Raw genomic sequence first — 15,163 nt, forward strand, 5'->3', positions numbered from 1 at the left:
TGCCCGAGGGGGCCATTCCGTTGACCCTGTACGACCTTGTCGCGCCCGGTCTCGACCTCTGTACCGAGCCGCGCTACCGGATAGCCGAGATCCGGGACGCCGACCCGCTCGGCGCCGATCCGCTGCTCGCCGCCGTGCCCGCGATGAACCGCGACGCCGACGTCCCCGCACTCGTCGTCGCCCTGCGCACGCTCGTCCCCGACCTCGACCGGGTCGCCGACTGGAGCGTCGTCGAAGCCGTCGCCGGGATGCGCGACCTCGGCATGCTGCTCGGCTCGCTGAAACGTCACGGCACCGAACCGGTCCCCGCCGTACCCGAAGTCCTGCCCGTCCTGGAGGCCCTGGCCCGCCGCACCGACATGGTGCCCCGCGACACCGTGCACCACTACACGACCTGGAACCCGGCCGGCCGCCGCCGGCGCACGTACACCGGCGCGGAGATGGAGTGCCACCTCCAGGAAGCCGTCCGGATGGTGTTCCCCGGGCTCGTCGCCGCCCTCGACACCTGCGAGGACCTGACCCGCCTCGAACCCTACGACCCCGGTTTCGCCCTCGCCCTCGACCGCACCGCCCAGCACGTCCAGTCGATGGTCGACTCGATCGACTTCACCGTCAGCAACGTCACCCCCGTCTTCTTCGCCCGCACCCTGCGCCCCTACTTCGAGGAGATCGACGTCGCCGGCCGGTCCTACCTCGGCCCCGCCGCCGCCCAGGTGCCGCTCTGGCTCGTCGATCTGACGCTCTGGCAGTCCGACCGGTCCCACCACGCCTACGACGCGTTCCTTGCCGAATCGGTGCCCTACAGCCTGCCGTCCTGGCGCGCCTTCTACGAGCGGAACAAGGGCGGCACGTCCGCCGTCAGCAAGCTCTCCGCCGCCCTCAGCTGGGAGACCGTCCACCGGATGCCGCCGCAGCTCGCCGCCTCCGCGATCTCGCTCGCCCGCGTACTGCGCATCCTCAAGACGTTCCGTGCCCGCCACATCGGCATCGCCCGCAAGGCCTACAGCGACGATCTGCGCCTGTACGACCAGGGCAGCGGCGGCGCGCCGGTCGCCCTGCTGCGCTCGGTGCTCGACCTGACCAGGGACAACGAGACGCTGGTGCGCCGGGCCGTGGAGCGCCCCGCCACCCCCGCCGCCTGAGAGGACCCCGCCGTCCATGACATCGATGACACCCCACATACTCATCGCCGGCGGCGGCGTCGCCGGCCTCACCGCGGCGCTCGCGCTGCACGCGGCGGGCTTCCGGCGGATCACCGTCGTCGAGGCGGCGCCCGAGATCCGGCCGGTCGGCGCGGGGCTGAACCTCATGCCCAACGCCGTCCGTGAACTCGACGCGCTCGGGCTGCTCGACCAGCTGGAGGCCGGCGCCGTCCGCACCAGGGAACTGCGCTACTACCACTCCTCCGGCTCCCTCGTCTCCCGCGAGGACCGCGGACTGCGGGCCGGCTACCGCTGGCCCCAGCTCTCCGTCCACCGCGGCCACCTCCAGCGGGTCCTCGCCGAGGCCGTGCGCGAGCGGCTCGGCCACGACGCGATCGTCGGCGGCGTCCGCGTCAGCGGGCTCGACGTGATGCCCGGCGGAAGGGCACGCGTCCGGCTGGAACACCGGGCGGGTTCCACCCGCGGCCGGGCGTCCCTCGAACCGGACGTCCTGATCGGCGCCGACGGCATCCGCTCGGCGGTCCGCGCCGCCCTCAACCCCGGCGAGGGCGACCCGCCCTGGAACGGCATGCTCGTGTGGCGGGGCGTCTCCCGGATGGACGCGAGCCGCGCCGCCTCGTTCATGTTCATCGCGGGCGACGACCGCCGGAAGGCCGTGGTCTACCCGATGACCGAGCCGACCGCCGGCCGGCCGGACGTCCTCGTCAACTGGGCCCTCGCCATGCCCGCCGACGCCGTGGACGGTGACCGTGTCGACGCAGCCGACGCCGCCGACACCACCTTCCGCGGCGACTGGAACCGCTCCGTCCCCGTGGAGAGGTTCCTCCACCATTTCCGGGGCTGGGAGTTCGGCGGCGTCAGCGTCCCGGAGGTGGTGCGCGCCTGCGACAGCGCGTTCGAGTACCCCATGGTCGACCGCGAGCCGCTCGCCCGCTGGAGCCACGGCCGCACCACCCTGATCGGTGACGCCGCCCACGCCATGTACCCCGTCGGTTCCAACGGCGGCACGCAGTCCATCGTCGACGCGCGCGCCCTCGCCCACGCCATGGCCCTCCACCGCGACCCGGTCGAGGCGCTCCTCGCATACGAGTACGAACGCAGGCCCGCCATGACGGAGCTCCAGCGGGCCGGCCGCCGACTGGGCCCCGAAGTCGTGATCAACCTCGCCCACCAGCGCGCGCCCGGCGGCTTCACCGACATCGACGACGTCATCCCGCCGCACGAGCTCCGGGAGATCGCCACGCGCTACGCCACGACCGGCGCGTTCGACGCCGAAACCGTCAACCACGGCTCCCCGTACGAGGTCCCGGTGCACGCGCTCCCCTGAGTGCGCCGTGGTTGCCGGGGGCGGGGTGCCGTTACCGTCGGAGAGTGAAGGCGGACGCACACCGTGGTGCGTCCGCCACGATACGTATCTCCCCTGCGAAGGTGGAACACGTGAAGGCAATCCGTCGATTCACCGTGCGCCCCGTCCTCCCCGACCCGCTCCGGCCGCTCAGCGACCTCGCGCGCAATCTGCGCTGGTCCTGGCACGCCGAGACCCGTGAGCTGTTCCAGGCCGTCGACCCCGAGGGGTGGTCGGCGGCCGGCGGCGACCCGGTCCGGCTCCTCGGCTCCGTCTCGGCCACCCGGCTCGCCGAGCTCGCCAAGGACCGGCGCTTCCTGCGCCGGCTGTCCGCCGCGGCCGACGACCTCGACGACTATCTCCGAGGTCGCCGCTGGTACCAGACGCAGACCCCGGCCGACACCGAACCACCCGCCGCCGTCGCCTACTTCTCACCCGAGTTCGGTGTCACCGCGGCCCTGCCCCAGTACTCCGGCGGCCTCGGCATCCTCGCCGGCGACCACCTCAAGGCCGCCTCCGACCTCGGCGTACCGCTCATCGGCGTCGGGCTCCTCTACCGGCACGGCTACTTCCGCCAGTCCCTCTCCCGCGACGGCTGGCAGCAGGAGCACTATCCGCTGCTCGACCCCAATGAGCTGCCCGTCAGCCTGCTGCGCAGCCCGAACGGCGCCCCCGTCCGCGTCTCGCTCGCCCTGCCGGGCTCACGGTCGCTGCACGCCCACGTCTGGGTGGCGCAGGTCGGCCGCGTGCCGCTGCTGATGCTCGACTCGCACGTCGAGGACAACGGCCCCGGCGAACGGGACGTCACCGACCGGCTCTACGGCGGCGGCAGCGAGCACCGGCTGCTCCAGGAAATGCTGCTGGGGATAGGAGGGGTCCGGGCGGTACGGGCGTACTGCGAGCTCACCGGCCACCCCCGGCCGGAGGTCTTCCACACCAACGAGGGCCACGCCGGATTCCTCGGCCTCGAACGCATCCAGGAGCTGAGCGCCGAGGGGCTCGACTTCGACGCGGCGCTGGAGGCGGTGCGCGCGGGCACCGTCTTCACCACCCACACACCGGTCCCGGCCGGCATCGACCGCTTCGACCGCGAGCTCGTCGCCCGCCACTTCGGCGACGGCGCGGAACTGCCCGGCGTGGACGTGGGACGCATCCTCCAGCTCGGCCTGGAGACCTACCCCGGGGGCGAACCGAACCTCTTCAACATGGCCGTGATGGGGCTGCGCCTCGCCCAGCGCGCCAACGGCGTCTCCACCCTGCACGGTGCCGTCAGCCGCGAGATGTTCGCGGGCCTGTGGCCCGGTTTCGACCCCGAGGAGGTGCCGATCACCTCCATCACCAACGGGGTGCACGCCCCGACCTGGGTCGCCCCCGAGGTGTTCCGGCTCGGCGCCCGGCAGATCGGCCCCCAGCGCGCCGAGGACGCCCTCAGCGTCGGCGGCTCGCAGCGCTGGGACGCCGTCGCGGACATCGCCGACTCGGCCATCTGGGAGCTCCGCCGCGAGCTGCGCGAACAGCTCGTGACGGAGGTGCGCACCCGGCTGCGTGCCTCCTGGCGCCAGCGCGGCGCCGGATCGGCCGAACTGGGCTGGATCGACGGGGTCCTCGACCCGGACATCCTGACCATCGGCTTCGCCCGCCGGGTCCCCTCCTACAAACGCCTCACGCTGATGCTGCGGGACCGCGACCGGCTGATGGAGCTGCTGCTGCACCCGACCCGGCCGGTGCAGATCGTCGTCGCGGGCAAGGCCCACCCCGCCGACGACGGTGGCAAGCGGCTGGTGCGCGAGCTGGTGCGGTTCGCCGACGACCCCCGGGTGCGCCACCGGATCGTGTTCCTGCCGGACTACGGGATGGGCATGGCGCAGAAGCTCTATCCGGGCTGCGACGTGTGGCTGAACAATCCGCTGCGGCCGCTGGAGGCGTGCGGGACGTCCGGCATGAAGGCGGCGCTGAACGGTTGCCTCAACCTGTCCGTCCTGGACGGCTGGTGGGACGAGTGGTACGAGCCGGACTTCGGCTGGGCCATTCCCACCGCCGACGGCCCCACCACGGACGAGGACCGGCGCGACGACCTGGAGGCGAACGCGCTGTACGAGCTGATCGAGCAGCGGGTCGCCCCCCGCTTCTACGACCGTGGCGCCGGCGGGCTGCCCGAGCGGTGGATCGAGATGGTCCGCCGTACCCTCGCCAACCTCGGCCCCAAGGTCCTGGCGGGCCGGATGGTGCGCGAGTACGTCGAGCGGCTCTACACCCCCGCCGCCCTCGCCCACCGGTCCATGGACACCGCCGCGGCCCGGGAGCTGGCCGCCTGGAAGAGCCGGGTGCGGGCCGCCTGGCCGCGGGTCGCGGTCGACCACGTCGAGGTGGACGAGGCCAACGGGATCGCCGAGCTGGGCTCCACGCTGGCACTGCGGGTCCGCGTCGCGCTCGGCGACCTGCAGCCGGAGGACGTGGAGGTGCAGGCGGTCGCCGGCCGGGTGGATCCCCACGACCGGCTCGGGGAGGCGCAGACGTTCCCGCTGAAGCCGGCCGGCCGGCCCGACCAGCACGGTCGCTGGGTCTACGAGGGGCCGCTCACCCTGGACCGCACCGGCCCGTTCGGCTACACCGTCCGGATACTGCCGGCCCACCGGCTGCTCGCCGCGGGTGCCGACCTCGGTCTGGTCGCGCTGCCGACCGAGGCCACGGGGGAGGGCGCGGGCGTCCTGATGCGATAGCCGCCTCGCGCCCCGCGGCGGTCCTTCGGCCCGTCGCCCCCTCCCCTCGTGGGGGGCGACGGGCCGTGTGCACAGCCTGCCGCGCGGGGAAGGGCCGGGCATCGGCCGCCGTTCCGATTCGCGCCTAGGCCGTTCGGCGGAGTACGCGCGGCCCACAGGACGATGCGGGTTCGGCCACGTGGCGGAATACGGCGGCGAGCCGCCCGGGGATCCCCCGGACGGCTCGCCGTTCGTGCGTGGTGCGCTCGGGCCGCGGTTCGTGCACGCGGCCCGGGCGCGGCTTACGGGAAGGTCAGCTTGAAGCTGTTGATGTAGCCGGTGTCCAGCGCCGCCCGGTCCTGGACACGGAGCTTCCAGGAGCCGTTCGCGACCTCGCCGGCCGCGTTGACCGTGTAGGCCGCCTTCACGTTGTCGGCCGAGTCGGAGGAGCTGAACGGCTTCAGGTTGTAGACCGAGCCGTCCGGGGCCACCAGGTCGACGACCAGGTCACCGCGCCAGGTGTGGACGATGTCGACGTCGACCTTGAGGTTCGACGGGGCGTTGCCGGCGATGCCGGTGACGCTGACCGCGGAGGTGACGGCGGCGCCGTTGTCCGGGATGGCCACGTCGGCCGTGTTCTCGAAGATCTTGCCGGTGCCGGGGTCGCCGCCGCCGGGACGGGAGCCGACGTTGACGCCCGCCCAGGCGTGCTCCACGGCCTTCACCTCGGCGCTGCCCGCGCCGTACAGCTCGGTGGCGACCGCCACGGTGCCGGTGCGCGCTCCCGCGTAGTCGGTGCGGGAGTTGAACTTGGTCGTCAGCGCCTTGAACCAGATCAGCGAGGCCTTGTCCCGGCCGATGCCGGTGACCGGAAGGCCGTCGGAGGTCGGCGAGTCGTAGTTCACGCCGTTGACGGTCTTGGCGCCGCTGCCCTCGGAGAGCAGGTAGTACCAGTGGTTCGCGGGGCCCGAGGAGTAGTGCACGTCGACGTTGCCGATGCCGGAGTACCAGTAGTCCTTGGACGAGCCGTCCTTGCTCGGCTTGTCCATGTAGCGCAGCGGGGTGCCGTTGCCCCGGATGTCGATCTTCTCGCCGACCAGGTAGTCGCCCTTGTCCTGGGCGTTGTTGGCGTAGAACTCGACCGCGGCGGCGAAGATGTCGGAGGTCGCCTCGTTGAGACCGCCCGACTCGCCGCTGTAGACCAGGCCGGCGGTGTTGGAGGTGACTCCGTGGGTCATCTCGTGCGCGGCCACGTCGATCGAGGTGAGCGGCTTGGCGTTGCCGGAGCCGTCGCCGTACGTCATGCAGAAGCAGCTGTCCTGCCAGAAGGCGTTGACGTAGTTGTTGCCGTAGTGGACGCGCGAGTACGCGCCGACGCCGTCACCGCGGATGCCGGAGCGGCCGTGCACGTTCTTGTAGTAGTCCCAGGTGACCCCGGCGCCGAAGTGGGCGTCGGCGCCCGCGGTCTCGAGGTTCTGGGGGGTGCCGTCGCCCCAGATGTCGTCGGGGCCGGAGAACAGCGTCCCGGTGCCGGACGTGCCGCGGTTGAGGTTGTTCGTCTTGTGGTTGCCGCGGCCGGTGTCGGTCAGGGTGTACGACGGCGCGGTGCCCAGCGTCACCTGGCCGCTGTACTGCGTGTTGCCGGTGCCGTTGTGGACGGCCTGCCACTCGTACAGCTTCTTGCCGGTGGTGGCGTCGGTGACCACGTGCAGCTCGTTCGGGGTGCCGTCGTGCTGGAGTCCGCCGACGACGGTCTCGTACGCGAGGACCGGCTTGCCCTGGGCCAGCCAGACCACCTTGCGCGGGGCGCGCTCGGCGTCCGTCGCCTTGGAGCCCTCCGCCCGCGCGGCGCCCAGGGCCTGCCGCTCGGCGGCGGCCGGGGCGACGTCCGCGCTGGTGTCGACGTTCTTCAGCTCCGCCCGGGACGCCTTGGTGACGCTCTCGGTCCGGCCCGCCCTGGTCTCGGCGACCACGAGGTCACCGCCGAGCACCGGGAGCCCGGCGTAGGTGCGCTCGTAGCGGGTGTGGGTGGTGCCGTCGCGGTCCTGGACGACATCGCGGACGACGAGCTTCTCCTGGCTGCCGAGGCCGAGCTCCTTGGCGGTCTGCGCCTTGGACGCGTCGGCCGCCCGTATGAGCGCGGCCCGCTGGGCGGGGGAGATGTCGGCGGGAAGGGCGCCCGGGTCCGCCTTTCCGGCGGCCTGTGCCTTCGGGGCGACGGGCGCGGCGGGGCTGGCGGCGGTGGCGGAGCCGGTCTGCACGCTCACGGCGAGCATGGCGGCGGCGGCGATCAGAGCACCCGTCGCGGTGGCGCGACGGCTTGGCGTGGGTCTCACGCAGACTCCTTTTGCGAGGGGGGTACCGGCCGCTGGGTGTGCGGCGCGGGCGGAGCAAAGAAGTGCTGGCGGAACTGGTGTCACGCGAACGGGGGAAGAGTGACAGCCAAGCCGCATTTCTGACAGGGGCGCGTCAAGGATTTGGCCGGAAATCGTCCGTTGCCCGAAAAGTCATGTTCGTTAAGCGGACGTTTCGCCGTGCAACACCGCGGCGACACCCGGGTTCGCGACGGCCCGGCGGCACCGGGCCCGCGGTGAACCGGATCGCACACGTCCGTTGTGAACGGCGCGTGGAGCGGTCGAGGCCCGCCGGACGCCGCGGGCGGAACGAAAGGTGGCGCGTTCCGCGCCGCCGGCCCACGATGCCGCGGGCGTACCCACGGCGACGGCCTCGGCCGATCGGTCTACACCCCGGTACGGCCCCGCCCCGACCGGAGGAAAAGCACATGAGCGATGTCAGTGCCGAACCGTAGGCTCGGTCCTGATGCCCGGAGAAGATGCAACCACCAGGAACCGTTCATCCGTTCGCTCCCTGCTGCGGCTCTGGCCGTACGTGCGCCCCGTCCGCGTACGCCTGGGCACCGCGGCGGTCGTCGCCGTCGTGGCGTCCTGTCTGGGGCTCGTCATCCCGCTCGTCCTGAAGTGGCTCGTCGACGGTCCGGTGGCCGAGCGGGACCCCGGGGGGGTCTGGTTCGGGGCGCTGGTGCTGCTGCTCCTGGGGATCGCGGAGGCGCTGCTCTTCGGGTTCCGGCGCTGGCTGGTGGCCCGCCCCCTGGCGGGGGTCGAGGCGGCGATGCGCGCCGACCTGTACCGGCACCTGCAGCGGCTGCCCGTGGCGTTCCACGACCGGTGGGCCTCGGGGCAGCTGCTCTCCCGGGCGACGACGGACCTGTCCCTGCTGCGGATGTTCCTCGCCTTCCCCATGACGTTCCTCTTCGTCAACGGGGTCACGGTGCTCGTCGGTTGCGTGGTGCTGCTGGCGCAGGACTGGACGCTCGGGCTGGTGCTGCTGCTGCCGGTGGCACCGCTGATCGTCCTCTGCCACCTGTTCGAGTCGCGGTACGCGCTGGTCGCGCGTCGGGCCCAGGACCAGGTGGGCGATCTGACCACGGTCGTCGAGGAGAGCGTGCTCGGCATCCGCATCATCAAGGGCTTCGGCCGCCACCGCAGCCAGGCGCTCGCGTTCCGCACCCTGGCGGGCCGGCTGCGCGGCACGGAACTGGACAAGGCCCGGCTGCTGGCCGGCATCTGGGCACTGATCACCCTCGTGCCCGAACTGGCCATCGGCGCGGCGCTGGTGCTCGGCACCGTGCAGGTCGCCGACGGACGACTCTCGGCGGGCACCCTGGTGGCCTTCCTGTCGACGGCCCTGGCCCTGCGGTGGCCCATCGAGTCGATCGGCTTCCTGCTGGCGATGGGCCAGGAGGCGGCGACGGCCACCGAGCGGTTCTTCGAGGTGATGGACGAGGCGGAGGAGGACGACGACGGCGCGGCGCAGGCCGGGCCCGGGCGTAAGACCGGGGTGCGGGACGGCCTCCGCTTCGAGGGGGTCTCCTTCCGGTACCCGGACGCGACGGCGGACGCGCGGCCGGTGCTCGACCGGATCGATCTGCACATCCGGCCCGGCGAGACGATGGCGCTGGTCGGCGCGACCGGGTCGGGCAAGACGACCCTGACCGCCCTGGTGCCCCGGCTGTTCGAGGTGACCGGCGGGCGCATCCTGCTCGACGGCGACGACATCGCGGCGATGCCCCGGGAACGGCTGCGCGAGCTGGTGTCGGTGGCGTTCGAGGAGCCGACGCTGTTCTCGGCGAGCGTCGGTGAGAACGTGCTGATGGGCGCCGAGACGGCGGGCGAGCCGGAGCTCCGCCGGGCCCTGGACGTCGCGCAGGCCGGATTCGCCGCCCGGCTGCCGCAGGGCGTCGGGACCCAGGTCGGCGAGCAGGGCCTGAGCCTCTCCGGCGGCCAGCGCCAGCGGCTCGCCCTGGCCCGTGCGGTGGTGGGCGGTCCCCGGTTCCTGGTCCTCGACGACCCTCTGTCGGCACTCGACGTCCATACCGAGGCCCTCGTGGAGGCCGCCCTGCGCGAGGTGCTGCGCGACACGACCGCCCTGGTCGTCGCCCACCGCCCCTCCACGGTCCTCCTCGCCGACCGGGTCGCCCTCCTCTCGGAGGGCCGCGTCGCCGCGGTGGGCACCCACCACGAACTGCTGAGGGACAACGCGGAGTACGCCTGGCTGATGTCCGGCGCCGACACGACGGGCGGTGCGCGATGACGAGCACGACCACGGACCCGGCCCCGGGCGCCGACGACGGCGCGGCGCCCGGTCCGGAAACGCCCGGGCCGGCGCGGACCCCGCAGCCCGGCCCGGACGCGCCGGGCGGCCGCGCGACCGGCGGCGATCCCTTCGACCGGGACACCCTGCCCGCCGCCGAGGGGGCCACCGGCGCGCTGCTGCGGTCACTGCTCGCCCCGCGGCGCGGGCGCGTCGCGCTCTCCGCGCTGCTCCTGCTGCTCCAGCAGGCCGCCGTACAGGCCGGCCCGCTGCTGGTGGCGTTCGCGATCGACCGCGGCGTGCCCGCCCTGCGCCACGGCGACCACGGCCCGCTGATCGCCCTCGCCGCCGGGTACGCCCTGTGCGCCGCGGGCGCCGGGTTCCTCCAGTACGCGTTCGTCCGGACCGCCGCCCGCGTCAACCAGGACGTGCTCCTCGACCTGCGCGGAAGGATCTTCCGCCATGCGCAGGCGCTCAGTGTGGACTTCCACGAGCGGTACACGTCGGGGCGGCTGATCTCCCGGTCGACGACCGACGTCGAGTCGCTGCGCGAGCTGCTGAGCGAGGGTCTCCAGGAGCTCATCGGCGTCGTCCTGTCGTTCGTCTACATCTCCCTCGTGCTGCTCTGGCTCGACCTCGGCATCGGCGCGGTCGCCGTCGCCTCGTTCGTGCCGCTGTACCTCCTCGTACGGCTCTACCGGCGGCGCGCCGCGGTCGCGTTCAGCGCCCGCTCGACCGCGATCGCCGCCGTCATCGTGAAGTTCGCCGAGACGATGAACGGCATCCGGCCGGTGCGGGCCTTCCGGCGGGAACGGGCCAACGACGCCCGGTTCACGGAGCTCAACCACCACCACGAGCGCAGCAACGGCGACGCCATCCTGGAGATGGCCCGCTATGTCGTCGGCTCCCGGCTCGTCGCCAACACCGCCGTCGCCGGCATGGTCCTGTGGGGCGCCCACCGCGTCGCCGGCGGGACCCTCGCCCTCGGCGTGCTGGCCGCCGCCGTGCTGTACGTGCGCCGGCTGTACGACCCGATCGACCGGCTCGGGATGTTCCTCAACTCCTACCAGTCGGCCGCCGCCTCACTGGAGAAGATCGCCGGACTGCTCGCCCAGGTCCCGACCGTCCCGGAGGCCGCCGCGCCGCGTGAGCTGCCGCCGGCCCGGTCCGGACAGCCGGGCCGGGAAGTCGTCTTCGAGGACGTGAGGTTCGCCTACCGCACCGGCGGCGAGGTCCTGCCGCGCTTCGACCTGACCGTCCCGGCGGGCCAGACCGTGGCCGTCGTCGGCTCGACCGGCGCGGGCAAGTCCACGCTCGCCAAGCTGCTGGCCCGCTTCTACGACCCGACCGGCGGCCGCGTCCTGCTCGACGGGGTGGACCTGCGCGACCTGGCCACCGGCGAACTGCGCCGGGGCGTGGTCATGGTGACGCAGGAGGCGTTCCTGTTCTCCGGGACCATCGCGGAGAACATCGCGATCGGACGGCCCGAGGCGACCCGGGACGAGATCGAGCGGGCCGCCAAGGCGATCGGCGCGCACGACTTCATCACCGGTCTGCCGGACGGCTACGACACCGACGTACGCAAACGGGGCGGCCGGATCTCGGCCGGCCAGCGCCAGCTCGTCGCGTTCGCCCGGGCCCTGCTGGCCGACCCGGCGGTGCTGATCCTCGACGAGGCGACGAGCTCGCTCGACATCCCGGGGGAGCGGGCGGTGCAGCGCGCCATGGACACGGTGCTGCACGGCCGTACGGCCGTGGTGATCGCCCACCGGCTGTCGACCGTGGAGATCGCCGACCGGGTGCTGGTGATGGAGGGCGGCCGGATCGTGGAGGACGGCCCGCCCGGTGAGCTGATCGCCGGGGACGGCCGCTTCGCCGGTCTGCACCAGGCCTGGCGCGAGAGTGTGGTGGGGTGAGGGCCATGACGGAGAAGATCGTGGTGCCGCGGCTCTACTCGGGCTATCCGGGAATCGCCTTCGGCGGCTATGTGGCGGGCGTGCTGGCGGAACGTACCGACGCCGGGACGGTACGGGTGGACTTCCGCGGTCCGGTGCCCGTGGACGTGCCGGTGGCGGTCGGCGCCACACCCGACGGCGGCTCCGCGCTGACCGGCGCGGACGGGCGGCCGCTGGCCGTGGCGTCGCCGGCCGGGCCGCTGCCGGCCGAGCCGCCCGCCGTGCCGGACTGGGCCGAGTCCCTCGCGGCGGCGAAGGCGGTCCGGGCGAACCCGCCCGAGGGCATGGTCGACTGTTTCGGCTGCGGCCTGAACCGCGCACCGGACCAGGGCCTGCACCTGCACTGCGGGCCGGTCGCCGGGCGGGACGTGGTGGCCTGCGGCTGGGAGCCGCACCCGGCGCTCTCCGACGCGGACGGACTGCTGCCGGACGCGCTGGTGTGGGGCGCGGTGGACTGCCCCGGCAACTGGGCGGGCCGCCTGCTGGGCACCCAGCGCCCCGGCGCGGTGACCGCGTCCCTGACCGCCACCCTGCTGCGCCCGGTGCGCGCGGGCACGCCGCACGTCTCGTACGCCTGGCTGCTCGCCGAGTCGGGCCGCAAGCACACGGTGGGGGTGGCGCTCGCGACGGCCGAGGGCGAGCTGTGCGCGGTCGCGGAGGCCCTCTGGGTGGACCCGCGCGACACCTGACCCCCTGGGCCCGGCGCCGGGGCGGGTTCCGAGACAGGGGATCGCCGGGTTCGGGGCCGGGCCGAGCCTCGACGGTCCGGGGGATCCCCGGGTCCGAGCCCCGGGCCCGCCCTCCACGGTCCGGGCGCTGGGGCGTTCCTTCGGATGCTGCCGGGCTCGCGAGCCCCGGCACGCGCGGCGGCCGCGTTGTCGCGGGTCGCCCATGTCCCCCGTGGCCCTTCGGGCAGGGGACGCGCCCCCACCGCAGTGGCGTCCTCCGCCTTGCGTCCGGACGCACCGAACCCGCTCACCGGCCCGGCCCGGTGCAGCGTAAGCGCCTCAGTCGCTGACCCGGAGCAGCAGCACCGACCGGGCCGGGACGGTCACTTCCTCGCCGCCCCGGTGGACCGTGCCCGGCGGACCGGACTGGTCCTCGCGGGACGTGTCCACGACCAGTTCGTACGTCTGCGCCCACGGCGGCCCCGGCAGGCGGTGGCGCACCGGGGTGTCCGAGGCGTGCAGGATCGTCAGGAAGCTGTCGTCGGTGATCGGCTCGCCCCGGGCGTCCCGGCCCGGGATGTCACGCCCGGACAGATAGAGGGCGATCGTGGCGGCCGGGGCGTACCAGTCGGCCTCGGTCATCTCCTCGCCGTCGGTGGTGAACCACGCGAGGTCCCGCAGTCCGTCGGCGCCCTGCGGACGGCCGGAGAAGAACGCGCGGCGGCGCAGCACGGGGTGGCGGTGGCGCAGCTCCAGCAGCCGGGTGGCCAGCTCCAGCAGGCCCCGCGGCCCCGGGCGTTGCAGCTGCGACCAGTCGACCCAGCCGATCTCGTTGTCCTGGCAGTACGCGTTGTTGTTGCCGCCCTGCGTACGGCCCATCTCGTCGCCGGCGACCAGCATCGGCACGCCGGTCGACAGCAGCAGGGTGGTGAGCAGGTTGCGGACCTGGCGGCGGCGCAGCGCGTTGACCGCGGGATCGTCGGTCTCGCCCTCGGCGCCGCAGTTCCAGGACCGGTTGTCGTTGGTGCCGTCCCGGTTGCCCTCGCCGTTGGCCTCGTTGTGCTTGGCCTCGTAGGAGACCAGGTCGCGCAGGGTGAAGCCGTCGTGCGCCGTGATGAAGTTGATGGACGCGTACGGCCGCCGCCCGCCCCACGCGTACAGGTCGCTGGACCCGGACAGCCGGTACCCCAGGTCCCTCACATCGGGCAGGGCGCCGCGCCAGAAGTCGCGCACGGCGTCGCGGTAGCGATCGTTCCACTCGGTCCACAGCGGCGGGAACGCACCGACCTGGTAGCCGCCGCTGCCGATGTCCCACGGCTCGGCGATCAGCTTCACCCGCCGCAGCACCGGGTCCTGGGCGATGACCGCCAGGAACGGCGACAGCATGTCGACGTCGTGCATGGAGCGGGCCAGCGCCGCCGCCAGGTCGAAGCGGAACCCGTCGACGCCCATCTCCGTCACCCAGTACCGCAGGGAGTCGGTGATCAGGCGCAGCACGTGCGGCTGGACGACGTGGAGGGTGTTGCCGCAGCCCGTGTAGTCGGCGTACCTCCGGGCGTCCGGCTGGAGCCGGTAGTAGCCGCGGTTGTCGATGCCGCGCAGCGACAGCATGGGGCCCAGCTCGCCCGCCTCGGCCGTGTGGTTGTAGACCACGTCGAGGATGACCTCGATGCCCGCGGCGTGCAGGGCCTTCACCATCCGCTTGAACTCGCCGACCTGCCCGCCGGTGGTGCCCGACGCGCTGTACGCGGCGTGCGGCGCGAAGTACCCGATGGAGTTGTAGCCCCAGTAGTTCTTCAGGCCGCGCCTCAGCAGATGGTCCTCGTGGGCGAACTGGTGCACCGGCAGCAGCTCGACCGCGGTGACCCCCAGCCGGACCAGATGGTCGATCGCGGCCGGGTGGGCGAGGCCCGCGTAGGTGCCGCGCAGCTTCTCCGGGATGCCCGGATGGCGCATGGTGAAGCCGCGCACATGCACCTCGTAGATGACCGAGTCGGCCCACGGCGTCTTGGGCCGGCGGTCGTCGGCCCAGTCGTCGTCATCGTGCACGACGACCCCCTTGGGCACGTACGGGGCGGAGTCCCGGGTGTCCCGCACGGTGTCGGCGACATGCTGCTCGGGCCAGTCCCGCACATGCCCGTACACCTCGGGCGGCAGCACGAAGTCTCCGTCGACCGCCCGGGCGTACGGGTCGAGGAGGAGCTTGGCCGGGTTCCAGCGGGCACCGGTCCACGGGTCCCAGCGGCCGTGCACCCGGTACCCGTACCGCTGCCCCGGCCGCACCCCCGGCACGAAGCCGTGCCAGATCTCGTGCGTCAGCTCGGTGAGCGGTACGCGGGTCTCGGCCCCGTGCGCGTCGAAGAGGCACAGGTCGACCGCCTCCGCGCCGCCCGCCCAGAGGGCGAAGTTGGTGCCCGCCACCCCGCCGGGTCCGTCCCGGAACCGGGCGCCCAGCGGCGTGGGCGCCCCCGGCCACACGGCCGGCGCCGGTCCCTCCGGGGCCGTCCGCGCCCCGTCGCGTCCCTGGCCCGGCGCGCCGGCCGGGGCGGTCGGCGCCGCCCGTACCGTGTCCCGCACCGCACCCTGAACTGCCTCCTGCTCGGCTGCGCTCGACACCTGCCGGCCTCCCGCGGCTCGTCCGGCTGCGTGCTGCCGGGCGCGCGGCGTCCCGGCCGCGGCTCCCGGTCCATCGTTCTCCCACCTGTTCTGCCCGGACTGCCCG

General features: G+C 73.4%; 8 protein-coding genes. 6 read left to right on the top strand and 2 right to left on the bottom strand.

What is annotated here, in order from left to right; translation table 11 throughout:
- Positions 1-20: 20 nt before the first annotated feature.
- The 3 genes from ACY34K_RS06325 to ACY34K_RS06335 all read left to right on the top strand — a co-directional run bounded on the left by ACY34K_RS06325 (position 21) and on the right by ACY34K_RS06335 (position 5,228).
- Positions 21-1,142 carry a monodechloroaminopyrrolnitrin synthase PrnB family protein gene (locus tag ACY34K_RS06325; RefSeq protein ID WP_462744584.1) on the top strand — a complete coding sequence of 374 codons (1,122 nt, stop codon included), beginning with the start codon at positions 21-23 and terminating at the stop codon, positions 1,140-1,142.
- Positions 1,143-1,167: 25 nt separating this feature from the next.
- Positions 1,168-2,490, top strand: a complete 1,323-nt coding sequence (locus ACY34K_RS06330) for an FAD-dependent monooxygenase (protein WP_462744586.1) — start codon at positions 1,168-1,170, stop codon at positions 2,488-2,490.
- Between the two features lie 110 nt (positions 2,491-2,600).
- Complete coding sequence (locus tag ACY34K_RS06335; RefSeq protein ID WP_462744588.1) at positions 2,601-5,228, top strand: glycosyltransferase family 1 protein; 2,628 nt, start codon at positions 2,601-2,603, stop codon at positions 5,226-5,228.
- Positions 5,229-5,509: 281 nt separating this feature from the next.
- Here ACY34K_RS06335 and ACY34K_RS06340 read toward each other — a convergent pair whose 3' ends face one another.
- A complete protein-coding gene (locus ACY34K_RS06340) occupies positions 5,510-7,543 on the bottom strand; it encodes a M4 family metallopeptidase (RefSeq protein ID WP_462744590.1) in 2,034 nt (677 codons plus the stop codon).
- Positions 7,544-8,027: 484 nt separating this feature from the next.
- On the opposite strand from ACY34K_RS06340, the gene ACY34K_RS06345 reads away from it, so the two are divergent.
- Genes ACY34K_RS06345 through ACY34K_RS06355 form a run of 3 tightly spaced genes read left to right on the top strand, consistent with a single transcriptional unit; the run spans position 8,028 to position 12,462 of the window.
- Entirely contained in the window at positions 8,028-9,818 is a 1,791-nt protein-coding gene (locus ACY34K_RS06345; protein ID WP_462744592.1) for an ABC transporter ATP-binding protein, read from the top strand.
- The gene (locus ACY34K_RS06350; RefSeq protein ID WP_462744594.1) at positions 9,815-11,734 is read left to right on the top strand and encodes an ABC transporter ATP-binding protein; all 1,920 of its coding nucleotides are present in this window, start codon (positions 9,815-9,817) and stop codon (positions 11,732-11,734) included. The genes ACY34K_RS06345 and ACY34K_RS06350 overlap by 4 nt, the downstream gene beginning before the upstream one ends.
- A 5-nt stretch (positions 11,735-11,739) precedes the next feature.
- On the top strand, positions 11,740-12,462 hold the full coding sequence (locus ACY34K_RS06355; protein ID WP_462744596.1) for a PaaI family thioesterase: 723 nt from the start codon (positions 11,740-11,742) through the stop codon (positions 12,460-12,462).
- 318 nt (positions 12,463-12,780) lie between these two features.
- On the opposite strand, the gene glgX is transcribed toward ACY34K_RS06355, so the two are convergent.
- Complete coding sequence (gene glgX, locus ACY34K_RS06360) at positions 12,781-15,057, bottom strand: glycogen debranching protein GlgX (protein WP_462744598.1); 2,277 nt, start codon at positions 15,055-15,057, stop codon at positions 12,781-12,783.
- Positions 15,058-15,163 lie beyond the last annotated feature (106 nt).

This window comes from Streptomyces sp. STAM6 (genome assembly GCF_054963715.1).